Here is a 21210-nt window from a genome sequence, read left to right as displayed (position 1 = left end):
ACCGTGGAAGTCTATACCACTGAGAATGAGCAAGTTGATGCGTTGCGCCGCTTTTTGATCGAAAACGGTAAAGCGCTGTTGGTGGGGATTGTGCTGGGTATCGGTGCCCTGGTCGGGTGGCGTTACTGGCAGAATCATCAGTCTGAAGGGGCCATGTCTTCCTCGTTGGCTTACCAGCAGGCCAGTGAAGCATTGGCGAAAGGTGATGCGGCGGGCGTTTCGGCGGCGGAAACATTCTCAGCCGAGAATAAAAACAGCTATGGCGTGTTGTCTTCCTTGCAACTGGCGCGCTATCACGCCGATAAAGGGGAGTTCGCTCAGGCGGAAACCCAATTGCGCACGGCGTTGACACAAACCAAAGATGTCGATCTGCTAGCATTGACCGCACTGCGTTTGGCGCGCGTTCAGGTGCAGCAGGGTAAGGCTGATGACGCGTTTAAAACGTTGGATACCATCACACAGGCGGGATGGGCTGCCATGGTGGCGGATGTACGCGGCGATGCGTTGGTGAGCAAAGGCGATAACGCGGCTGCGCGCGCGGCTTACGATAAAGGCGTGGCGGCGAATCCGCCACAGGCATTGCAGGCGTTGCTGCGTATGAAATTAAATAATCTGCCGGGCTAAGAGGAACGTCATGCAATTGCGTAAAACACTTGTGGTTGGGATGCTTTCTCTGGCTTTTTTAAGCGGATGTTCGCTGTTCAGCGGCGAGGAAGACGTGGTAACCATGTCGCCGCTGCCCAAGGTTGAAAATCAATTTACGCCAACCAAAGTTTGGAGCAGTTCTGTGGGGAGCGGCCTTGATGGGCACTACTCCAATTTGCGTCCTGCCTGGCAGGGCGATCGCGTTTTTGCTGCTGACCGTAAAGGTCTGGTGAAGGCGATGGATTTGGCGAACGGCAAAGAGCTGTGGCGCGCCGATCTCTCTATCAAACGTGGCTTTCTCTCTTCGCGTGAATCCGCGCTGCTTTCCGGCGGTGTGACGGTTTCTGGCGATCGTGTCTATGTCGGTAGCGAGCGTGCAGAGGTCTTTGCGCTTAATGCAGCAGACGGCACCCTCGCATGGCAATCCACGGCGGCGGGTGAAGTGTTATCTCGCCCGGAAGTGAGTGATCGCGTGGTGCTGGTTCACACCAGCAACGGCACTCTGCAAGCGCTGAACGAAAGTGACGGTGCCATCAAGTGGACCGTAAACCTGGACATCCCGACGCTGTCGCTACGCGGTGAATCCGCGCCTGCCACCGCGTTTGGTGCTGCCATTGTCGGCGGTGACAACGGTCGTGTGAATGCGGTGCTGATCAACCAAGGGCAACTGATTTGGCAGCAGCGCATCTCTCAACCGAGCGGCGCAACCGAAATCGATCGTCTGAACGATGTGGATACAACGCCGGTGATTGTCGGTGAGCTGGTGTATGCACTCGGCTATAACGGCAACATGACTGCGCTCGATCTGCGCTCCGGCCAGATCGTTTGGAAACGCGAGCTGGGCAGCGTGCAGGATTTTGTCATCGATGGCGATCGCATCTACGTTGTGGATCAAAACGATCGCGTGGTCGCTCTTAGCACCAATGGCGGTGTGAACCTGTGGCGACAAAGCGATCTGCTGCACCGTAACTTGACAGGGCCGGCGCTGTATAATGGCTATCTGGTGGTGGGTGATTCCGAAGGTTATTTACACTGGATCAATACTGCGGATGGTCGTTTCGTGGCACAGCATAAAGTGGACAGTTCCGGTTTCCTGAGCGATCCGGTGGTAGCCAGCGACAAGCTGTTGATTCAGGCCAAGAACGGCGACGTATACGCATTTACTCGCTAGAGCACATAAGGTCTCTGGGCTGCACCGCGCAGGCGGTGTGAGCCTTGAAACGGCTCCTGAACGTATCAGGGGCCGTTTCGTCTTTTTGATGTCAGCGAGTCGATTTGCTGTAACATATTGAAATATAATAAATGAGGTTGTGAAATGATACCTGTCGTCGCGCTCGTTGGGCGCCCGAATGTGGGAAAATCTACCCTGTTTAACCGCCTGACGCGTACCCGTGACGCCCTGGTGGCGGATTTTCCTGGGCTGACGCGTGACCGTAAATACGGCCGGGCTGAAGTGGAAGGGCAGGAGTTCATTATTATTGATACCGGTGGTATCGACGGTTCGGAAGAAGGTGTGGAAACCCGTATGGCGGGGCAGTCGCTGCTCGCCATCGAAGAAGCGGATATTGTGCTGTTTATGGTGGATGCGCGCGCCGGGCTGATGACTGCCGATCTGGGCATTGCACAGCATTTGCGCAGCCGTGAGAAATCCACCTTCCTGGTCGCCAACAAGATCGATGGTGTGGATGCGGATATCGCGATGGCGGATTTCTATTCGCTGGGGCTGGGTGAGGTTTATCCCATGGCGGCTTCCCACGGGCGCGGTGTTACCTCGTTGCTGGAAAACGTATTGCTGCCTTACGCCAAACAGGAAGATGAACCGGTTGAACTGACGGAAGAAGAGGCTAACGCGGCTTATTGGGCTGAACAGCTCGGCGAAAATAGCGATGTGCCAGAGGACGTTGAAGATAACTTCGATCCGGAAAGTATGCCGATCAAACTGGCGATCGTCGGTCGCCCCAATGTGGGCAAATCTACCCTGACCAACCGTATTCTGGGCGAAGATCGTGTGGTGGTGTACGACATGCCGGGCACCACTCGTGACAGCATTTACATTCCAATGGAGCGAGATGGCCGCGAGTATGTGCTGATCGATACCGCTGGGGTGCGAAAACGTGGCAAGGTCACGGAAACCGTCGAAAAATTCTCGGTGATCAAAACGCTGCAAGCGATTGAAGATGCCAACGTGGTATTGCTGGTTATCGATGCGCGCGACGGTATTTCCGATCAGGATCTCTCGCTGCTGGGCTTTATTCTTAATGCGGGGCGTTCGCTGGTTATCGCGGTGAACAAATGGGATGGGCTGTCGCAAGAGATCAAAGAGCAGGTGAAAGACATGCTCGACTTGCGTCTCGGGTTCATTGATTTCGCGCGCGTGCACTTTATCTCTGCGCTGCATGGCAGCGGCGTTGGTAACTTGTTTGAGTCGGTACACGAAGCCTATACCTGCGCGACCAAGCGTGTGAACACCTCGCTGTTGACGCGTATCATGCAAATGGCCGTTGACGATCACCAGCCGCCGCTGGTTCAGGGCCGTCGCGTGAAGCTGAAATACGCTCACGCCGGGGGCTACAACCCACCGATTGTGGTGATCCACGGCAATCAGGTCAAAGATCTGCCGGATTCCTACAAACGCTACCTGATGAACTACTACCGCCGTTCGCTGAACGTGATGGGTACGCCGATTCGCATCCAGTTCAAAGAGGGAGAAAACCCCTTTGCCGAGAAGCGTAATACCCTTACGCCCAATCAGTTGCGTAAGCGTAAGCGCTTGATGCAGCACATCAAGAAAGGCAAATAACCGGAATGGGGCGTAATCGATGATTCGCCCCATTTTTATGGTCGCCTGTGAATCCGCAATGATCGTCAACCCTGTGTGAAAGCGTACGTTATGTCTTGGGAAACCTGGAGTTTTGCCTTTAATGTCACCATGCCTAACCTGTTAATCCTGTTGATTGGCATGGGGTTGCGCCGTTTGGGGCAGCAGGATGACGCCTTTTGCGATTCGGCGATGAAGCTGGTGTTTAATTTGGCGCTGCCCTTCCTGCTGTTTTTCAGCGTGGCGACCAGCCAGCCCCATTCCCACTCGAAACGCAACAAAGTGACCCACTTGCCAGAGTCGGATAAAATCACCGTTCTGGCCATACTGGAGAGCCTGTTGCATGCAGGGAAAACATCTGACTCAGAAAGAACGGTTCTACATCGAAAAGCGGCGTGGTGAAGGTGTCAACCAAGCTACCATCGCCAGAGAGCTTGCTCTGCCTCGCTCGACCATCAGCAGGGAACTCAGACGCAATACCGACCCTACTTTCAATGGTGTCTACTGCTGTAGAAGGGCGGACACTCTGGCCCGGGGACGCCGTCATAAGCCTTTGCCAAACAATGCTTTTTACCCGTTGGAGCCACACATTCAGAACTTCATCAGGCAGGCGCTTTCCACTCACTCTTCACCTGAAATCATCAGTGGCCGTTTGCACCTGGAATTCGGTATATAGCCAACCGACTTAAAAATGATTACATCCTATGCCCTGATATGCGGCAAAGAAGCATAGCTGGCTGTTATCAAAATAATGTCGCTTGGCTATATCAGGGCATAGGATGTAATCATTTTTAAGTCGGTTGGCTATATCTGTCAGCAAGAATACGCTATATCGCTATATCCTGCAGGAGAGACAGGCTGGCGGGGAGCTATATCAGCAACTTCCTCATCGGGGAAAACGTTACAGGTACAATGCCGAAAACCTCAAATCAGGCCCTATTCCCAACCGTGTTGGTATTGAGTATCGCCCAGCTCAAGCCGAGCTTAAACAGGAGCCTGGCCACTTCGAAATTGACACTATTTTTGGCAAAGACCAGAAGTCATTCTTGTTAACCATCGTAGATAACGCATTGAAAACCGTCATCATTCGCAAACTGCCTAATAAGCGTGCGGAGACTGTGGTTGCTGCTTTCAGGGACATTGAAGCTAATACCTTTTGCAAGTTTAAGACCCTAACAGCTGATAACGGCCCTGAATTCGCTCTGCACGAGCAAATTACTCAAATCACAGGGGCGCAGGTCTACTTTGCCCATCCTTATCATTCCTGGGAGAGGGGCTTGAATGAGCACACCAACGGGCTGATACGACGTTTTTACCCAAAGGGAACAGACTTCAGTCAGGTCAGTCATCGTAAGATTGCCGAACTCGAACACATACTCAATACAAGGGGCAGAAAATCGCTGGGCTATCGTTCCCCCAATGAGGTATTTTTAACGAACTTACTGGTGGCATAAGCCTCTACCGTTTTGTTGCGTTTCGAGTGGGAATGGGGCACCCGTTATCTTGTTCAATTTGCTGTCAGTGATCACCCTAACGCGCAGTTTACGGCGAGGGCAGGATGGCGGTCGCGTCAGTAAGAAAGCGCTGTTGACCAGCATTGCGACCAATCCGCTGATTATTGGGCTATTGCTGGGGGTGGGCTATTCTCAGTCTGGCTTGGCGCTGCCTGATGTGGTGCGGCAAACGGGTCAGCAAATCTTTGGCTTGGCGCTGCCATTGGCATTGCTGTGTGCCGGGGCAAGTCTGGATTTCAAAACCATGCTGCGCACCAGCAATGTTGCGGCGCTCTCTACCGTCGCCAAACTGGTGGTGGTGCCAGGCTTGCTAACGCTCGGCGGCTGGCTAGTCGGTTTTCGGGGCGTGCAGTTGGGGATCATCTTTCTCTTTGCCTCGACCCCGACGGCGGCGGGCAGCTATAGCCAAGCGACTTAACTTTGATTACACCATATGGACTGAGAACAAACTCTCTGTATCGCAACCCATCTCTCTTTTTTTGCTTTTTGCTTGTGCCCATTTATGCTCAATTGGGTTAAGATCTGGCGAATATGTAGGCAAATACTCCACCATATACCCTGCATCGATGATGACTTGTTGAATATTATGTTTTTTGTGAAAAGTGGCATTGTCCATCATGATTACACTGTTTTTAGGGAGTACTGGGATAAGGACTTGTGTGACCCAGGCATAGAAAACATCGCTGTTAATATTGATATCAAATAATCCGATAGCAAACAGCGTTGTGCCTAATAAAGCGCCGATAACATTTGTTCTTCCCCTAGCTCCGCAGTTCTTCAGGCCAAAACACCGTTGACCTTTTGGGGAATAGCCGTGAGTCCGTGGGGCATCGTGTGAAAAACCACTTTCATCAATAAAAACAATAGGTTTACCTTCTTTTTCATACTGTTGTTTTTTTTGTTGAAATCCCTGCCGGGCGTTTTCGTCGGCTTTCGGATGACGTAGAGTTTTTTTTATAGGTCAATCCCAGCTTTTTAAGCGCTTGCCAAATGGCCTTCTGACAAACGCCAAAACGCTCTGCACGTTCTTTTTGGTAAGCATCTGGATATTGTTCAACATCTTTTATCAACTCGGATTTATCGATCTTTCGCTGACGCGTGGTCGATGCTTTTGACTCTATTTGATTAATCCAACGCGATACAGAGGCAGGGCCAATCCGAAATTGCTTCGCTGTTTCTCGGATACTCAACCCTTCGTTTTTCCGTGTAGATATCACTTTACGTCTAAAATCAATTGAATAGCTCATTTAAATAATGTAATCAAAATTAAGTCGTTTAGCTATATGCCATGACTCGGGCCATGGGGGGGAACGCTACCCTGGCGGCCAACATTATCGCCATGACCACGGTAGGATCGTTTTTTGCCACGGCGCTCGGCGTTTATGTGTTACGCGCCTGGGGCATCGCTTAAGCCTGAAACGGAGGAGCTAATGGAATTCCCGTGCCCGCATTGCCAACATGCCCTGAACTGGCTGAACGACAGCCGGTTTCAGTGGCCGCAGTGTCATCACTACTATCAGCAACAAGCGCATTGCCCGGAATGCCAACACCTTCTGCAAACGTTATCTGCTTGTGGTTCGGTCAGTTATTTTTGCCAACATGGCCACGGTTTGATTTCACGCCAACGCGTGTTGTTCAGTTATCTGCCGGTGCAGGAATAGCTAGGTTGATTTGCGCCGTGCGCGCTTTTTGGCATCCGGCGTTACCTGTGTAACCTGGCTTTCTACCCAGCCGTCCTGTAACCGGGTTTTTAGCGTGTCCCCCGGTGCTGCTTGAGCCGTGGCGCGTAAAACCTGTCCGGAAGGAGTGGTGGTCACGTTATAGCCGCGCGCCAGTGTTTTTAACGGGCTGACCCCTTCCAGATGGGAACAAACCTCACCCAAGCGCTGTTTATTCTCACTCAGTTGCCTAGTGATAAGCCGCTGCAATTGGTACTGCATATGTTGCAGGTGTTGCTGTGCGCGATGAATACGTGAAAGCGGCTGTTGCTGTGTCAGTCGCTGCTGCAACCGTTCACTGCGCACGGTCGCGCGACGCAGTTGCTGCTGCAGACTTTCATCGAGCCTGCGACGCAGGGTGATTAATTGATTGAGTTGGCGCGCCAAGCGTAACTGCGGATGCTGTTGTTGCAAACGATGGTAACGCTGGGCGAAATCGCGCTGGCGCTGGGCCAGCGAATAGTCGATCGCCATCTCCAGCCGCTGACGCTGTGCGTGTAGCTGGCGCAGCAGTTCATTGCGATCGCGACTGACCAACTCAGCTGCCGCCGACGGGGTGGGGGCGCGTAAATCCGCCACGAAGTCAGCAATAGTGACGTCGGTTTCATGGCCGACCGCGCTCACAATAGGAATTCGACTGGCGAAGATGGCGCGAGCCACGCGTTCATCGTTAAAACTCCATAGATCTTCCAGCGAACCGCCGCCGCGCCCGACGATCAGCACATCACACTCTTGTCGCTGATTGGCAAGCTGAATGGCGCGAATAATTTGCATTGGCGCCTCTTCGCCCTGCACCTGACTCGGATAAATCACCACCGGCAGTGCGGGATCGCGCCGCTGTAGCACCTGCAAGATATCGTGCAGCGCCGCACCGCTGGGTGAAGTAATGACGCCGACACTGCTGGCTGGGCGGGGGAGTGCCTGTTTGAACGACTGATCGAACAAGCCTTCTGACGCTAACCGCTGCTTAAGCTGTTCGAACTGCTGTTGCAGCAGGCCATCGCCTGCGGGTTGCATGCTCTCTGCCAGCAGTTGGTAATCACCGCGTGGTTCATACAGGGTGATCGTGGCGCGCAGCAGCACCTGCTGTCCGTTTTGCGGGCGAAACGTCACACGCCGATTGCTGGTGCGAAACATGGCGCAGCGTACCTGGGCGCGTTCATCTTTCAGGGTGAAGTACCAGTGGCCGGAGGCGGGCTGGTACAAGTTGGATATCTCGCCGCACAGCCAGATTTGCCCCATTTCCATTTCCAACAGTTGCCGGACGGTTTGGTTGAGGCGGCTGACGGTAAAAATAGCGGATGAAGGCGTTTGGGACATGGCGTTGTCTAACCCGATTTAGTGAGCGAGATCAAATTTTAAAACAGAGGGTTAACTAATAGATACTACCTTGCCTGAAAGGTTAATCAAGTTTTTTTAAAAAAAGCTGGAGGCAACCGATTACGCTCTGTATAATGCCACGGCAATATTTTATCGCATCCCCACATGAGATATTGCCCATGCTACGTATTGCCAAAGAAGCACTGACGTTTGATGACGTACTCCTGATCCCAGCTCACTCGACCGCTCTGCCGAACACTGCCGATCTCACCACCCAGCTCACAAAAACGATTCGCCTGAATATTCCTATGCTCTCTGCTGCCATGGATACCGTGACGGAATCCGGTTTGGCCATCGCACTCGCGCAGGAAGGCGGCATCGGTTTCATCCATAAAAACATGTCGATTGAACGCCAGGCGGAAGAAGTCAGCCGCGTGAAGCGTCACGAAAGCGGCGTTGTTGTCGATCCGCAAACTGTAACGCCAACCACCACGCTGCGTGAGGTCAAAGCGCTGACCGAGCGTAACGGCTTTGCTGGTTACCCGGTAGTGACCGACGATAACGAATTGGTTGGTATTATCACCGGTCGTGACGTGCGTTTTGTGACTGATTTGGAACGCCCGGTAAGCGCCGTTATGACGCCGAAAGAGCGTTTGGTGACGGTGCGTGAAGGTGAAGCGCGTGACGTGGTGCTGCAAAAAATGCACGAGAAACGCGTTGAGAAAGCGCTGGTCGTGGATGACAGTTTCCATCTGCTCGGCATGATCACCGTCAAAGACTTCCAGAAAGCAGAGCGTAAACCTAACGCCTGTAAAGACGAACACGGTCGCCTGCGCGTCGGTGCGGCGGTTGGTGCGGGTGCGGGCAATGAAGAGCGCGTCGATGCGCTGGTTGCAGCCGGTGTTGACGTGCTGCTGATCGACTCCTCGCACGGTCACTCTGAGGGCGTGTTGCAGCGCATTCGTGAAACACGTGCCAAATACCCCGATCTGCAAATTATCGGCGGCAACGTTGCCACTGGTGCTGGTGCCAAAGCGCTGGCTGAAGCGGGCGTGAGCGCTGTGAAAGTGGGGATTGGCCCCGGCTCTATTTGTACTACCCGTATCGTTACCGGCGTAGGTGTACCGCAGATCACTGCGATCTCCGACGCGGTAGAAGCGATTGAAGGGACTGGCATTCCGGTTATCGCCGATGGTGGCATCCGTTTCTCCGGTGATATCGCCAAAGCCATCGCTGCCGGTGCAGCCTGTGTCATGGTAGGTTCTATGCTGGCGGGGACGGAAGAGTCTCCGGGCGAGATCGAGCTGTATCAAGGCCGTTCCTTTAAATCTTACCGTGGTATGGGCTCGCTGGGCGCCATGTCCAAAGGTTCTTCTGACCGTTATTTCCAAAGCGATAATGCGGCAGATAAGCTGGTGCCGGAAGGGATCGAAGGGCGTGTGGCTTACAAGGGCCGCCTGAAAGAGATCGTGCATCAACAGATGGGTGGCCTGCGTTCCTGCATGGGCTTGACCGGTTGCGGTACCATTGACGCATTGCGCACTCAGGCCGAGTTTGTTCGCATCAGCGGTGCGGGCATTCAGGAAAGCCACGTGCACGATGTGGCCATCACCAAGGAATCTCCGAACTATCGGATGGGTTGATTTGGCCCACAGGCCAATCTGCCGATGTGATGGCTGATTTGACAGAAACCCGGTAAACTTCGCCGGGTTCTCTTATTTTTTGCTTCTTACGTATTTTGGAATACGCCTCTCATGACAGAAAATATTCATCAACACCGCATACTCATTCTGGATTTTGGTTCGCAGTACACGCAGCTGGCCGCGCGCCGCGTACGTGAACTGGGCGTTTATTGCGAACTCTGGGCATGGGACGTTACCGAAGCACAGATTCGCGAATTTAACCCGAACGGCATTATCCTGTCCGGTGGTCCGGAAAGCACCACCGAGCACAACAGCCCACGCGCGCCGGAATATGTGTTCCAGGCCGGTGTGCCAGTGCTGGGTGTGTGCTACGGCATGCAGACCATGGCAATGCAACTGGGTGGCCGTGTGGAAAGCTCTAGCGAGCGTGAGTTTGGTTATGCTCAGGTCGAAGTCAAAACGGAAAGCGCGCTGCTGCGTGATATTCAAGATGCGCTGAGTGAAAGCGGTGCGCCGCTGCTGGACGTCTGGATGAGCCACGGCGATAAAGTGACGGCCATTCCGTCCGGTTTCGCTACCGTTGCCAGCACCGATACCTGCCCGTTTGCCATTATGGCTAACGAAGAGAAACGCTTTTACGGCGTACAGTTCCACCCGGAAGTCACCCACACCCGTCAGGGACAGCGCATGCTGGAACGCTTTGTGCGTGACATCTGTCACTGTGATGCGCTGTGGACGCCGGCAAAAATTATCGATGACGCGATAGTGCGCCTGCGTGAACAGATTGGTAACGACCGCGTTATTCTGGGCCTGTCCGGTGGTGTCGATTCTTCTGTTACAGCGATGCTGCTGCACCGTGCCATTGGCGATCGTTTGACCTGCGTGTTCGTGGATAACGGCCTGCTGCGTTTGAACGAAGCGGATCAGGTGTTGGAAATGTTCGGCGATCACTTTGGTCTGAATATCGTGCACGTGGCTGCGGAAGATCGTTTCCTGTCTGAATTGGCGGGTGAAAACGATCCTGAAGGCAAACGCAAAATCATTGGTCGCGTGTTCGTCGAAGTGTTCGATGAAGAAGCGAGCAAGCAGACCGAGGTGAAATGGCTGGCGCAGGGCACCATTTATCCTGATGTGATTGAATCTGCGGCGTCCAAAACGGGCAAAGCGCACGTCATCAAGTCTCACCACAACGTGGGTGGCTTGCCGAAAGAGATGAAACTGGGTCTGGTTGAGCCGCTGAAAGAGCTGTTCAAAGACGAAGTGCGTAAAATTGGTCTCGAACTGGGCTTGCCGTACAACATGCTGTATCGCCATCCGTTCCCCGGTCCAGGTCTTGGGGTGCGCGTGCTGGGCGAAGTGAAGAAAGAGTACTGCGATTTGCTGCGCCGTGCCGATGCCATCTTCATCGAAGAACTGCACAATGCGGACCTGTACCACAAGGTAAGCCAAGCCTTTACCGTGTTCTTGCCAGTGCGTTCCGTTGGCGTGATGGGCGACGGTCGTAAATATGACTGGGTGGTCTCTCTGCGTGCGGTTGAAACGATCGACTTTATGACCGCGCACTGGGCACACCTGCCTTATGACTTCCTGGGGCGCGTTTCCAACCGCATCATCAACGAAGTCGACGGCATTTCCCGCGTGGTGTATGATGTGTCAGGCAAGCCGCCTGCAACGATCGAGTGGGAATAACCCCCTTAGTATATAGCGGAGTGCTCCGGTCAACGGCATTAAGCCCAGTGGCATAGGCGATATGATCTCAGCGGAGAATGTTCTGTGACATTCTCCGCGAGTTTTATACCCGCCATACTTCACGTTGCCGGTGCGTTGGCTGCACTCGTTCACCTGAATCACTGACTTGTGTAAGCCCATCGGGATGAATGAACCTCGTCCCTGAGGTTCACCCTACGGGCCCGCGCAAGCGCTGTTCAAAACGTAAACGTTTTGTCCTGCAACTCGAATTATTTAAGGATATAGCGCATTTCGCGACCCAAACCTTAGAGAAGCGGATTGATTTTACTGATCAAGATATTGCCATTAATGCCTTTTATCGTCCCGTGAGATGAATATTCCCAGAAACTCCAGTTTCCTTTTCCCCAGGGATATAAGGTATCAGGGGAGTCAGGCTGTGTTCTCCAGTGTTCGGGCCAGATTTTTATTTTCCGAAAGAAATCATCATGCAATTCCCATGCAACGCTGTTCTTCCAGGTATCAATATTGGTTTTGATGTACAAATTATTGGTGCAGATGGGAAGGTCTGAATCAATAATATGTTGTATCAGCTGATAAAGGTTATTCGCCATTTCATTTTTGGTGGCAGTCTTATTACTTCCGACCTTATTATTGACTTCAAAGGCAAAAGCATCTTTGTTAGTAAAACCCGCCTCTTTCAGCGTGTTTACGGCTTTGTTGAATAATTTAAGATACTGATTTATATAAGCATTATAAAATTTCAACGACTAATTTTTCCTCTCGGAATGCTTTTTATTGTGCTAACTATTTGATTTGTCGTTCTAACAAAATACATTCTCTGTAAATGCATTCTAACTAAAGAAGATGTAAATCAAACGGTTAAATTATTCAACAAAGCCGGAGAAGGCATCATAATCAGCCGCTGGCGGGTGAGGAAACTCATGCAGGAAGAGGGGCTGGTCTGCCGACAGCGCCGGACTTATAAGGTCACGACAAAACCCCGCCCGGGTGCAGAGGTGGCCCCAGACCTGCTGAACCAGAATTTTAACCCGCCGGGGCCAAATCAGGTGTGGGCGAGTGACATCACGTATCTGAAGACCGGTGAAGGCTGGCTGTATCTGGCGGCTATTATGGATTTGTACTCCCGGCAGATAGTGGGCTGGCAGGTGGACAGACGGATGACCTCATCGCTGGTCTGCGGGGCCCTGATGAAGGCATATAACCTGCGAGCTCCCCCGCCGGGCCTGGTGGTGCATACGGACAGGGGGGCGCAGTACACGGGACAACGCTTTCAGGCGCTGCTGAGCAGCTACAGGCTGAGGAGCAGTATGGGAGACGTGGGTGCCTGCTGGGATAATGCGGTGATGGAGCGCTTCTGGGGCAGTCTGAAACATGAATGGTTGCTGCTGGTACCCCAGCCAACACGGGCTTACATGGAGCAGGATGTGGCGACGTATATCCGCTACTACAACCTAGACAGGCATCATGCCGCTAACGGGGACCTGTCTCCGGTGCGTTATGAACAAATGGCTGAGAAAAAAGTGTCCTGATTTACTTGACCAGTGCAGTTTTCCTGTCGCGCCTTCATCAGGGTCGCTATCAGCCTGTCCAGCGGCATGAACATCACCCGATGCCCTGCATCCGCCGCTTTCACGCCCAGCGCCACCGCCAGATGCGTTTTGCCCACGCCCGGTGGACCCAGCAGGATCACGTTTTCGCTTCGTTCTACGAACGCCAGGCCGGCAAGCTCTCTCACCACCTTACGGTCGATGCCCGGCTGGAAGCTGAAGTCGAATTGCTCCAGCGTTTTCACCCAGGGGAGCCGGGCTTGCTTCAGCCGGGACTCCATACCGCGTTGATGGCGCCCGCTCCATTCCTGTTGCAGCGCTCGGCACAGGAACTCGCGGTATAGCCAAGCGACATTATTTTGATAACAGCCAGCTATGCTTCTTTGCCGCATATCAGGGCATAGGATGTAATCATTTTTAAGTCGGTTGGCTATAGTTGAGTTCTTCCTTCGCCGCCTGCTCCAGCAGGCTTTCTACCTGGTACCCCAGATGCTCCATTTTCAGACGGCCCAGCATCGTCTCCAGTTCATGCATCACAGCAGCTCCTCATAAGCACTCAGCGGACGGTGTTCTACCATGCTCACCTGTTGCCACAGCGGTGCATGGTGCTCCGGAACGGTCTGCCACCCGGTACCGCGGTTGTTCAGGCGATAAGTGGCCACAAGCTGCTCATTGCCGTAGATCCTCAGCTCATCATCCAGCGTGATCCGGATTGAGACCGGGCGGCCACACCAGGCCTCCGGCACGGAGTAACGATTACCCCGCACCTCGATATAGCCGTCCCAGGCCACATGACGGATGTCGAAGTAGCTGGTATCGAAGTCCGTTGCTGGCAACGCCTGCAGGTGCCCTTTTTCTTCCTCGAAGCGGGTCGCCGGCGTTTGCCGGAACTGGCGCAGTTCGCGCTGGTCCGCGACCTCGGCAAGCCACTGCTCCAGCAACTGGTTAACGTGCGCGAAGCTGTCGAACTGCGTGTAACGGACAAAGAAGTTGTATTTGAGGTAGTCGACCATGCGTTCAACCTTGCCCTTGGTTCGCGCGCGGCGGGGGCGACACGCCCGGGGCTGGAAGTCATAGTGCTGCGCCAGTTGCAGGAAGCCTGCGTTGAACACCACATTGCCGTTGTGATTTTTCAGCACGGCCGCTTTCTGATTATCGACCAGCACGGTTTTCACGCCGCCACCGAAGTAACGGAAGGCCCGCACCAGGGACTCATAGGTGTGCTCCGCATCCTGGCTCGGTGCCGCAAAGACGTGGAGGCGACGCGAGTAACCCAGCGTGTTCACGGCGAAGTTGATTTTGCAGCGTTCACCAGACACCTCCGCCTCGATTTCTCCCCAGTCATGCTGTAACTGGTTGTAGTGGTCAACTAAATTTGGCCACCCTACCTGACTGTTGATGGAACAGCCGTTCTGATTCATTTGGTGTTAACCCACCGTTATACCAGTGAGGTCTGACATCGCTATAATAATGGGTTATGTAGCGAATAATGGATGATTGAGCAGTACTAAAGCTTTGGTAGCCAGTCGTTGGCACCCATTCAGTATTCAGACTACGGAAGAATCGCTCCATCGGACTATTATCCCAACAATTTCCTCTGCGACTCATACTTTGGGTCATCTGATAACGCCACAATGCCTGCCTATACTGACGACTGGTGTAATGGCTTCCTTGGTCACTATGAAACATGAATTGTTTGGGATGCCCACGCAGTTCCCAAGCCATTTGTAGTGCTTTGGCTGTTAATTCTGAATCTGGCGAAAACGACATTGCCCAACCCACGGGTTTTCGGGCAAATAAATCTAATACCACCGCCAGATACGCCCATCGGTCGCCTGTCCAAATATAGGTTACATCGCCGCACCAAACCTGGTCAGGCTTGGTAACAGCGAACTGCCTATTGAGCAGATTTGGAATATCAATACGTTCATTTCCACCGCGGTTGTATAGCCAAGCGACATTATTTTGATAACAGCCAGCTATGCTTCTTTGCCGCATATCAGGGCATAGGATGTAATCATTTTTAAGTCGGTTGGCTATATTGATGTTTTCTTGTTTGGCAACTAACGAGGGTTAATTCTTTCATCAACTTACCCGCTAACCACCGCCCAAGTTTCACGTCGTGTGTATTGGTAACCATCGTGGCGATAGTCCTTGCGCCCGCAGACCCGCCACTAACGTTCCACGCTTCGCTGACCAGGCTACGTTTTATCGTCCGCTGGCTTTGTTGAATAATTTAAAATACTGATTTAAATGGGTATTATAAAATTTTAACGACTAAATTTTACTACCGTAATGCTTTTTATTGTGCTAACTATTTGATTTATCGCTCTAACAAAATACATTTTCTGTACATGCATCCCACCTAAAGAAGTTGTAAATCAAAACGTTAAATTATTCAACAAAGCCTCGTCCGCTCAATATCTGGCTCCTTAGGTCGACACCAATAGCGATAACTGCTTCGGTGAGCATTAAAAATACGACACAACGCTTTCACTGGATAAAGCGCTCTTAGCTTTTCAACTACCGAGAATTTTTCAGTGAGTCGGACATTAAGAGCGCAGTAGCCTTTTTTAAGATGGCATTTTCCATTTCCAGTCGGTGGATTTTTTTCTTCATTTCTCTGAACTCAATTTGTTCAGGTGTTAATGGCAGACCAGGGCCCCATTCCCACTCGAAACGCAACAAAACGGTAGAGGCTTATGCCACCAGTAAGTGCGTTAAAAATACCTCATTGGGGGAACGATAGACCAGCGATTTTCTGCCCCTTGTATTGAGTATGTGTTCGAGTTCGGCAATCTTACGATGACTGACCTGACTGAAGTCTGTTCCCTTTGGGTAAAAACGGGCTTTGTTGAATAATTTAACCGTTTGATTTACATCTTCTTTAGTTAGAATGCATTTACAGAGAATGTATTTTGTTAGAACGACAAATCAAATAGTTAGCACAATAAAAAGCATTCCGAGAGGAAAAATTAGTCGTTGAAATTTTATAATGCTTATATAAATCAGTATCTTAAATTATTCAACAAAGCCTCGTGCAGAGCGAATTCAGGGCCGTTATCAGCTGTTAGGGTCTTAAACTTGCAAAAGGTATTAGCTTCAATGTCCCTGAAAGCAGCAACCACAGTCTCCGCACGCTTATTAGGCAGTTTGCGAATGATGACGGTTTTCAATGCTTTATCTACGATGGTTAACAAGAATGACTTCTGGTCTTTGCCAAAAATAGTGTCAATTTCGAAGTGGCCAGGCTCCTGTTTAAGCTCGGCTTGAGCTGGGCGATACTCAATACCAACACGGTTGGGAATAGGGCCTGATTTGAGGTTTTCGGCATTGTACCTGTAACGTTTTCCCCGATGAGGAAGTTGCTGATATAGCTCCCCGCCAGCCTGTCTCTCCTGCCGGATATAGCGATATAGCGTATTCTTGCTGACAGATATACCGAATTCCAGGTGCAAACGGCCACTGATGATTTCAGGTAAAGAGTGAGTGGAAAGCGCCTGCCTGATGAAGTTCTGAATGTGTGGCTCCAACGGGTAAAAAGCATTGTTTGGCAGAGGCTTATGACGGCGTTCCCGGGCCAGAGTGTCCGCCCTTCTACAGCAGTAGACACCATTGAAAGTAGGGTCGGTATTGCGTCTGAGTTCCCTGCTGATGGTCGAGCGAGGCAGAGCAAGCTCTCTGGCGATGGTAGCTTGGTTGACACCTTCACCACGCCGTTTTTCGATGTAGAACCGTTCTTTCTGAGTCAGATGTTTGCCCCATTCCCAGTCGAAATGCAACAAAGTGACCCACTGGCCAGACCCGGATAAAATCACCGTTCTGGCCCTACTGGAGATCCCGTTGCATGCAGGGAAAACATCTGACTCACAAAGAGCGGTTCTACATCGAAAAACGGCGTGGTGATGGGGTTAACCAGGCCACCATCGCCCGGGAACTGGAGCTTCCTCGTTCTACCATCAGCAGGGAGCTCAGACGCAATACCGACGCCGCTTTCAACGGGGTCTATTCCTGCAGAAGGGCCGAAACGTTGGCCAGAGGGCGGCGGCAGAAAACAGGGCCGGACAGCGTGATTAACCAGCTTGAACCGCACATTCAGGACTTTATCAGAACGGCGCTGTCTACCCACACCTCACCTGAGGTCATCAGTGGGCGCCTGGTCCTGGAATTTGGCCTGTCCGTCAGCAAGAACTCGCTCTATCGCTATATCCAGCAGGAGCGCCGGGCCGGCGGTGAGCTGTATCAGCAGCTCCCTCATCGGGGTAAACGGTATAACTATCAGACCGATGAGAACAAACGCGGTCCTATTCCCAACCGTGTTGGCATTGAGCAGCGGCCGGCCGTTGCTGACCTCAAGCAGGAACCCGGGCATTTCGAGATTGACACCATCTTTGGCAAAGATCAGAAATCATTCCTGCTGACGGTGGTCGATAAAGCCGTCAAGCTGGTCATCATTCGCAAACTGCCCAACAAGCGAGCAGAGACAGTGGTAGCGGCCTTCAGGGACATCGTTGCCAATACCTTCTGCGAGTTTAAAACCCTGACTGCTGACAACGGTTCTGAATTTTCCCAGCACGGGGAAATTACAAAAGTCACGGGGGCACCGGTCTACTTTGCCCGGCCATATCATTCCTGGGAACGCGGGTTGAATGAGCATACCAACGGGCTGATACGGCGTTTTTACCCGAAGGGAACGGACTTCAATTATGTCACCCATCGCAAGGTTGCAGCACTCGAACACCTGCTCAATACGCGAGGCCGAAAATCGCTGGGTTATCGTTCTCCAAATGAGGTATTTTTAACGCACTTACAGGCGGCATAATGCACTACCGTTTTGTTGCGTTTCGACTGGGAATGGGGCTTTTCCCTGCATGCAACAGGCTCTCCAGTATGGCCAGAACGGTGATTTTATCCGACTCTGGCAAGTGGGTCACTTTGTTGCGTTTCGAGTGGGAATGGGGCCTGTCAGCTACGTTTGGGAACTGCTGATAGTGATTGGCTTTGTTCATACTGGCCTGATGTCTGCGCTGCTTTACAGCGCGGTACAAAAAATTCCGACAATATTGGTCGCTGGGCTGGCTTTTATCTACCCCGTCGTAGCTATAGCCAAGCGACATTATTTTGATAACAGCCAGCTATGCTTCTTTGCCGCATATCAGGGCATAGGATGTAATCATTTTTAAGTCGGTTGGCTATATTTTGGTCGATGCCTGGGTGTTGCATCGGCCATTATAGCTAAACGACTTAATTTTGATTACATTATTTAAATGAGCTATTCAATTGATTTTAGACGTAAAGTGATATCTACACGGAAAAACGAAGGGTTGAGTATCCGAGAAACAGCGAAGCAATTTCGGATTGGCCCTGCCTCTGTATCGCGTTGGATTAATCAAATAGAGTCAAAAGCATCGACCACGCGTCAGCGAAAGATCGATAAATCCGAGTTGATAAAAGATGTTGAACAATATCCAGATGCTTACCAAAAAGAACGTGCAGAGCGTTTTGGCGTTTGTCAGAAGGCCATTTGGCAAGCGCTTAAAAAGCTGGGATTGACCTATAAAAAAAACTCTACGTCATCCGAAAGCCGACGAAAACGCCCGGCAGGGATTTCAACAAAAAAAACAACAGTATGAAAAAGAAGGTAAACCTATTGTTTTTATTGATGAAAGTGGTTTTTCACACGATGCCCCACGGACTCACGGCTATTCCCCAAAAGGTCAACGGTGTTTTGGCCTGAAGAACTGGGGAGCTAGGGGAAGAACAAATGTTATCGGCGCTTTATTAGGCACAACGCTGTTTGCTATCGGATTATTTGATATCAATATTAACAGCGATGTTTTCTATGCCTGGGTCACACAAGTCCTTATCCCAGTACTCCCTAAAAACAGTGTAATCATGATGGACAATGCCACTTTTCACAAAAAACATAATATTCAACAAGTCATCATCGATGCAGGGTATATGGTGGAGTATTTGCCTACATATTCGCCAGATCTTAACCCAATTGAGCATAAATGGGCACAAGCAAAAAGCAAAAAAAGAGAGATGGGTTGCGATACAGAGAGTTTGTTCTCAGTCCATATGGTGTAATCAAAATTAAGTCGCTTGGCTATAAATGGGGAGCAGTTGACAGGAGCGCTGATCGTTCTGGCAGCGGTTGCTGGCATTAATCTCCGGTGGCGTTTTTCCCCCAAAAGCAACCGCGCTAATCCCCCTCATTAACGCGTTATGCTGGCCTGCATGAATGTTGACCAGGGTCAGCATTCATTAGGGCGGGTTCAGGCTACGATGCGGTTCCGTTCCGATATTTTTTCGCTATGCCCGTCATACTTCAAGTTGCAGGTGTGTTGGCTGCACTCGTTATTTGGTCCATCCCTGGACCTCACCGCGAACGAGGCTGCCGCAAGCGCTGTTCAAAACGTAAACGCGTTGTCCTGCAACGCGAATTATCTAGGGTATAAAGGATCGGTTTTCAGGATGAAAACAGGGTGCAACAATACGTAGGCGGTTTCGTGTTTATAACAGGGGGGACGTTCAATGCTAGATCATTTAAGTGTTCCGGTGACAGATATTGATCGCAGTCGGCAGTTTTATTAAAGCGCGCTGGCACCGTTAGGTTATCGTCTGATTAAAAATTTTGATCATGCGATAAGTTTTGGCGTGTTGGAAGGATATGGAAAGTCCAGCGATCCTGGCGGTGAATTTTGGATCTATCAGGGAAAAGCATTACCTTGTCCGGCGACGCATTTTGCATTTAGTGCTGAGACGCGCGATGTGGTTGATGCATTTTATCATGCGGCAATCGAGGCTGGCGCACAGGATAATGGCAAGCCGGGAATTCGAGCGCTGTATCATGCCCATTATTATGCGGCATTCGTCCGCTATCCTGATGGATATAACATCGAAGCCGTCTTTCATCGTGCTATTGCGTCTTAGGGATATCACTTCTTTTGTTGGCTGCAAACGATCAAAGAAAGTCGGATACTGATTGATACGCATGCTAATACACCAGCGGTATTAATTTTTCCGCCATTTTAATCGAGTCTTTGGCGGATAAAAACTTTTCGTCAAGGAAGGTGAAACGCCGAGGGTGATAACGATTGCAGATTAGAAAAGATATGCATGGAGTACAACGTTGCTCCATGCATAACAAGACAAGTGATGCGCGCTAATACGGCAATGAAGAGAACAAATTAAATCTCGAAATCTTCCAGCGTTTTGCTTCCGCCATCAATGGCTTCACGGATCGCTTTAGGCGTGCGGCCTTGGCCGGTCCAGGTTTGCTCGGTGCCATTCTCATCAATATATTTATATTTCGCCGGACGAGGATCGCGTTTGGCCTTAGCCGGTTTGGATTTCACGCTCTCCAGCAGTTCAGACGGATCAATACCGTCTTCAAGAAGCTGAGCACGAATGGCATCCAGTTTTGCCAAACGTTCTGCCTGCTCTTTCTGAATTTTGCTGTCTTCTTCGCGGCGCTCTTCCACAATTGCAGTGAATTTGCTTAACAGCTCTTCCAGGGTTTCAAGATCGGTATCTCGGGCCTGAGTGCGAAGAGAACGAATATTACTTAGCACGTCAAAACTCATCATGGTGTTCCTTTAAAAAGAAGAGACATTATTAGCTTACAAGATATTTTTTGATTTTCCAATATACACCAGATACGCTGACATGAAATATTTTTTTATAGCGCCTTATGTAAAAAAATGCGTAACACGAGACGCAGGTAAAGCACGAGCGTTAATCGTTAGCTGGTTAATAACACAACGCCTTGCGGTTGCCTCTCTTTATTAATTCATCACTCAACCATACCTACTTAAGCTGGGTTGTCTGTTCACGGCATTGGCATCCCTAATCCCTTGCCGGTGTCAACTTATCGGGGCGATCTCATTTTCCCTGGTGCGTAACACTAATTATTTAAGGGTATAAGCGCGACGGGAAGAATATAATGCCAGCGTGGCATACGCAGAGCGGAAGGAAAACTGGGTGGTTAAGTGTGAAAAACCGTAACAGGTTGCTTTCCTTTTACTCAGTGGGGAATGAATGCCTTGCCATGCCATGCCGTCGCCCTTTGACGGTAGGCAAATACAAATCAATTTACACACTCTGGTTTGATGATTATCCTGAATATGCTTTGCTGTGGCAGTCCCACAGTAAATTGATGTTGCGATGACTCGGGGTGCCCTTCTTTGTGAAGGCTGAGAAATACCCGTACCACCTGATCTGGATAATGCCAGCGTAGGGAAGTCTCGGTATTCCGATCGGCTACCGTCTTCTTGCACGCCGGTTGGGAGT

The 21210-nt window shown here is 51.1% G+C and carries 20 protein-coding genes, 9 pseudogenes and 1 riboswitch; of the genes and pseudogenes, 17 read left to right on the top strand and 12 right to left on the bottom strand.

Translation table 11 applies throughout. From position 1 onward, the window contains the following. Positions 1–3: 3 nt before the first annotated feature. The 5 genes and pseudogenes from ACQGXV_RS02135 (at position 4) to ACQGXV_RS02115 (ending at position 4139) form a co-directional block, all read left to right on the top strand. Positions 4–624: a YfgM family protein gene (locus ACQGXV_RS02135; protein ID WP_440867165.1), complete on the top strand. Its 621-nt coding sequence runs from the start codon at positions 4–6 to the stop codon at positions 622–624. A 10-nt stretch (positions 625–634) separates the two neighbouring features. Beyond that, a complete protein-coding gene (gene bamB, locus ACQGXV_RS02130) occupies positions 635–1816 on the top strand; it encodes an outer membrane protein assembly factor BamB (protein WP_440864756.1) in 1182 nt (393 codons plus the stop codon). Between the two features lie 144 nt (positions 1817–1960). Continuing rightward, positions 1961–3445 (top strand): ribosome biogenesis GTPase Der, encoded by a 1485-nt coding sequence (gene der, locus ACQGXV_RS02125; RefSeq protein WP_440864755.1) that lies wholly within the window; start codon positions 1961–1963, stop codon positions 3443–3445. A gap of 90 nt (positions 3446–3535) precedes the next feature. After that, a pseudogene (locus tag ACQGXV_RS02120) lies at positions 3536–3715 on the top strand (AEC family transporter); the annotation flags it as partial. Positions 3716–3806: 91 nt separating this feature from the next. Continuing rightward, positions 3807–4139 carry a helix-turn-helix domain-containing protein gene (locus ACQGXV_RS02115; RefSeq protein ID WP_440864754.1) on the top strand — a complete coding sequence of 111 codons (333 nt, stop codon included), beginning with the start codon at positions 3807–3809 and terminating at the stop codon, positions 4137–4139. A 9-nt stretch (positions 4140–4148) separates the two neighbouring features. Here ACQGXV_RS02115 and ACQGXV_RS02110 read toward each other — a convergent pair whose 3' ends face one another. Beyond that, complete coding sequence (locus ACQGXV_RS02110) at positions 4149–4283, bottom strand: hypothetical protein (protein WP_440864753.1); 135 nt, start codon at positions 4281–4283, stop codon at positions 4149–4151. On the opposite strand from ACQGXV_RS02110, the gene ACQGXV_RS02105 reads away from it, so the two are divergent. Together ACQGXV_RS02105 and ACQGXV_RS02100 are read left to right on the top strand one after the other, a co-directional pair. Next, positions 4264–4917: an IS30 family transposase gene (locus ACQGXV_RS02105; RefSeq protein WP_440864752.1), complete on the top strand. Its 654-nt coding sequence runs from the start codon at positions 4264–4266 to the stop codon at positions 4915–4917. The genes ACQGXV_RS02110 and ACQGXV_RS02105 overlap by 20 nt on opposite strands. 43 nt (positions 4918–4960) lie before the next feature. Next, positions 4961–5380, top strand: a pseudogene (locus ACQGXV_RS02100) (AEC family transporter); the annotation flags it as partial. Positions 5381–5401: 21 nt separating this feature from the next. On the opposite strand, the gene ACQGXV_RS02095 reads toward ACQGXV_RS02100, so the two are convergent. Both ACQGXV_RS02095 and ACQGXV_RS02090 read right to left on the bottom strand, forming a co-directional pair. After that, positions 5402–5935, bottom strand: a complete 534-nt coding sequence (locus ACQGXV_RS02095) for an IS630 family transposase (RefSeq protein ID WP_440867164.1) — start codon at positions 5933–5935, stop codon at positions 5402–5404. Further along, entirely contained in the window at positions 5859–6224 is a 366-nt protein-coding gene (locus ACQGXV_RS02090; RefSeq protein ID WP_440862584.1) for an IS630 transposase-related protein, read from the bottom strand. Before ACQGXV_RS02090 ends, ACQGXV_RS02095 begins: the two co-directional genes overlap by 77 nt. A gap of 35 nt (positions 6225–6259) precedes the next feature. Here ACQGXV_RS02090 and ACQGXV_RS02085 point away from each other — a divergent pair. Together ACQGXV_RS02085 and ACQGXV_RS02080 are read left to right on the top strand one after the other, a co-directional pair. Beyond that, positions 6260–6388: pseudogene (locus tag ACQGXV_RS02085) on the top strand (AEC family transporter); the annotation flags it as partial. A gap of 19 nt (positions 6389–6407) precedes the next feature. Next, on the top strand, positions 6408–6638 hold the full coding sequence (locus tag ACQGXV_RS02080) for a zinc ribbon domain-containing protein (protein WP_440864751.1): 231 nt from the start codon (positions 6408–6410) through the stop codon (positions 6636–6638). Here the strand turns inward: ACQGXV_RS02080 and xseA are convergent, their stop codons facing one another. Continuing rightward, complete coding sequence (gene xseA / locus ACQGXV_RS02075) at positions 6639–8015, bottom strand: exodeoxyribonuclease VII large subunit (RefSeq protein ID WP_440864750.1); 1377 nt, start codon at positions 8013–8015, stop codon at positions 6639–6641. Positions 8016–8194: 179 nt separating this feature from the next. Here xseA and guaB point away from each other — a divergent pair, with 179 nt between their 5' ends. Together guaB and guaA are read left to right on the top strand one after the other, a co-directional pair. Then, a complete protein-coding gene (gene guaB, locus ACQGXV_RS02070) occupies positions 8195–9658 on the top strand; it encodes an IMP dehydrogenase (RefSeq protein ID WP_440864749.1) in 1464 nt (487 codons plus the stop codon). Between the two features lie 111 nt (positions 9659–9769). Next, entirely contained in the window at positions 9770–11347 is a 1578-nt protein-coding gene (gene guaA, locus ACQGXV_RS02065; protein ID WP_440864748.1) for a glutamine-hydrolyzing GMP synthase, read from the top strand. A gap of 305 nt (positions 11348–11652) precedes the next feature. Here guaA and ACQGXV_RS02060 read toward each other — a convergent pair whose 3' ends face one another. Then, positions 11653–12111, bottom strand: coding sequence for a hypothetical protein (locus ACQGXV_RS02060; protein WP_440864747.1), 459 nt, complete (start codon positions 12109–12111; stop codon positions 11653–11655). A 138-nt stretch (positions 12112–12249) separates the two neighbouring features. Here ACQGXV_RS02060 and ACQGXV_RS02055 point away from each other — a divergent pair. After that, positions 12250–12897, top strand: a pseudogene (locus tag ACQGXV_RS02055) (IS3 family transposase); the annotation flags it as partial. A 17-nt stretch (positions 12898–12914) separates the two neighbouring features. Here the strand turns inward: ACQGXV_RS02055 and ACQGXV_RS02050 are convergent. The 4 genes and pseudogenes from ACQGXV_RS02050 to ACQGXV_RS02035 all read right to left on the bottom strand — a co-directional run. After that, positions 12915–13449, bottom strand: a pseudogene (locus tag ACQGXV_RS02050) (ATP-binding protein); the annotation flags it as partial. After that, a pseudogene (gene istA / locus ACQGXV_RS02045) lies at positions 13449–14270 on the bottom strand (IS21 family transposase); the annotation flags it as partial. The pseudogenes ACQGXV_RS02050 and istA, both read right to left, overlap by 1 nt. 10 nt (positions 14271–14280) lie before the next feature. Continuing rightward, positions 14281–15136: pseudogene (locus tag ACQGXV_RS02040) on the bottom strand (IS3 family transposase); the annotation flags it as partial. Positions 15137–15923: 787 nt separating this feature from the next. Next, positions 15924–16700, bottom strand: coding sequence for an IS30 family transposase (locus ACQGXV_RS02035; protein WP_440864746.1), 777 nt, complete (start codon positions 16698–16700; stop codon positions 15924–15926). Positions 16701–16762: 62 nt separating this feature from the next. Here ACQGXV_RS02035 and ACQGXV_RS02030 point away from each other — a divergent pair, with 62 nt between their 5' ends. Continuing rightward, positions 16763–17737 carry an IS30 family transposase gene (locus ACQGXV_RS02030; RefSeq protein ID WP_440864745.1) on the top strand — a complete coding sequence of 325 codons (975 nt, stop codon included), beginning with the start codon at positions 16763–16765 and terminating at the stop codon, positions 17735–17737. A gap of 4 nt (positions 17738–17741) precedes the next feature. Here ACQGXV_RS02030 and ACQGXV_RS02025 read toward each other — a convergent pair whose 3' ends face one another. After that, entirely contained in the window at positions 17742–17924 is a 183-nt protein-coding gene (locus ACQGXV_RS02025; RefSeq protein ID WP_440867849.1) for a hypothetical protein, read from the bottom strand. On the opposite strand from ACQGXV_RS02025, the pseudogene ACQGXV_RS02020 reads away from it, so the two are divergent. Further along, positions 17892–18020: pseudogene (locus ACQGXV_RS02020) on the top strand (EamA/RhaT family transporter); the annotation flags it as partial. The gene ACQGXV_RS02025 and the pseudogene ACQGXV_RS02020 overlap by 33 nt on opposite strands. Here ACQGXV_RS02020 and ACQGXV_RS02015 read toward each other — a convergent pair. Continuing rightward, positions 18016–18138 carry a hypothetical protein gene (locus ACQGXV_RS02015; protein ID WP_440867848.1) on the bottom strand — a complete coding sequence of 41 codons (123 nt, stop codon included), beginning with the start codon at positions 18136–18138 and terminating at the stop codon, positions 18016–18018. The pseudogene ACQGXV_RS02020 and the gene ACQGXV_RS02015 overlap by 5 nt on opposite strands. A 44-nt stretch (positions 18139–18182) precedes the next feature. On the opposite strand from ACQGXV_RS02015, the gene ACQGXV_RS02010 reads away from it, so the two are divergent. From ACQGXV_RS02010 to ACQGXV_RS02000, 3 genes and pseudogenes are all read left to right on the top strand, one after another. Continuing rightward, positions 18183–18548 (top strand): IS630 transposase-related protein, encoded by a 366-nt coding sequence (locus tag ACQGXV_RS02010; protein WP_440862584.1) that lies wholly within the window; start codon positions 18183–18185, stop codon positions 18546–18548. After that, positions 18472–19005, top strand: coding sequence for an IS630 family transposase (locus ACQGXV_RS02005; protein ID WP_440862665.1), 534 nt, complete (start codon positions 18472–18474; stop codon positions 19003–19005). Before ACQGXV_RS02010 ends, ACQGXV_RS02005 begins: the two co-directional genes overlap by 77 nt. 447 nt (positions 19006–19452) lie before the next feature. Then, positions 19453–19851: pseudogene (locus ACQGXV_RS02000) on the top strand (VOC family protein). A gap of 257 nt (positions 19852–20108) precedes the next feature. Here ACQGXV_RS02000 and ACQGXV_RS01995 read toward each other — a convergent pair. Continuing rightward, positions 20109–20507 carry an H-NS family histone-like protein gene (locus tag ACQGXV_RS01995; RefSeq protein WP_440864744.1) on the bottom strand — a complete coding sequence of 133 codons (399 nt, stop codon included), beginning with the start codon at positions 20505–20507 and terminating at the stop codon, positions 20109–20111. Between the two features lie 573 nt (positions 20508–21080). Continuing rightward, a riboswitch (TPP riboswitch) is annotated at positions 21081–21177 on the top strand. The last annotated feature ends 33 nt before the right edge of the window (positions 21178–21210 follow it).

The sequence above is a fragment of the Symbiopectobacterium purcellii genome, from assembly GCF_052050035.1.
Classification (GTDB): domain Bacteria; phylum Pseudomonadota; class Gammaproteobacteria; order Enterobacterales; family Enterobacteriaceae; genus Symbiopectobacterium; species Symbiopectobacterium purcellii_A.
The sequence above is the reverse complement of the archived record's forward strand: the minus strand, read 5'-3'. Positions and strand labels throughout refer to the sequence as shown.

Excerpts from the sequence above, each read along its gene's own strand:
- bamB (WP_440864756.1), top strand. The coding sequence starts at position 635 with ATGCAATTGCGTAAAACACTTGTGGTTGGGATGCTTTCTCTGGCTTTT.
- der (WP_440864755.1), top strand. The coding sequence starts at position 1,961 with ATGATACCTGTCGTCGCGCTCGTTGGGCGCCCGAATGTGGGAAAATCT.
- ACQGXV_RS02115 (WP_440864754.1), top strand. The coding sequence starts at position 3,807 with ATGCAGGGAAAACATCTGACTCAGAAAGAACGGTTCTACATCGAAAAG.
- ACQGXV_RS02090 (WP_440862584.1), bottom strand. The coding sequence starts at position 6,224 with ATGAGCTATTCAATTGATTTTAGACGTAAAGTGATATCTACACGGAAA.
- ACQGXV_RS02080 (WP_440864751.1), top strand. The coding sequence starts at position 6,408 with ATGGAATTCCCGTGCCCGCATTGCCAACATGCCCTGAACTGGCTGAAC.
- xseA (WP_440864750.1), bottom strand. The coding sequence starts at position 8,015 with ATGTCCCAAACGCCTTCATCCGCTATTTTTACCGTCAGCCGCCTCAAC.
- guaB (WP_440864749.1), top strand. The coding sequence starts at position 8,195 with ATGCTACGTATTGCCAAAGAAGCACTGACGTTTGATGACGTACTCCTG.
- guaA (WP_440864748.1), top strand. The coding sequence starts at position 9,770 with ATGACAGAAAATATTCATCAACACCGCATACTCATTCTGGATTTTGGT.
- ACQGXV_RS02030 (WP_440864745.1), top strand. The coding sequence starts at position 16,763 with ATGCAGGGAAAACATCTGACTCACAAAGAGCGGTTCTACATCGAAAAA.
- ACQGXV_RS02025 (WP_440867849.1), bottom strand. The coding sequence starts at position 17,924 with ATGAACAAAGCCAATCACTATCAGCAGTTCCCAAACGTAGCTGACAGG.
- ACQGXV_RS02015 (WP_440867848.1), bottom strand. The coding sequence starts at position 18,138 with ATGCAACACCCAGGCATCGACCAAAATATAGCCAACCGACTTAAAAAT.
- ACQGXV_RS02010 (WP_440862584.1), top strand. The coding sequence starts at position 18,183 with ATGAGCTATTCAATTGATTTTAGACGTAAAGTGATATCTACACGGAAA.
- ACQGXV_RS01995 (WP_440864744.1), bottom strand. The coding sequence starts at position 20,507 with ATGATGAGTTTTGACGTGCTAAGTAATATTCGTTCTCTTCGCACTCAG.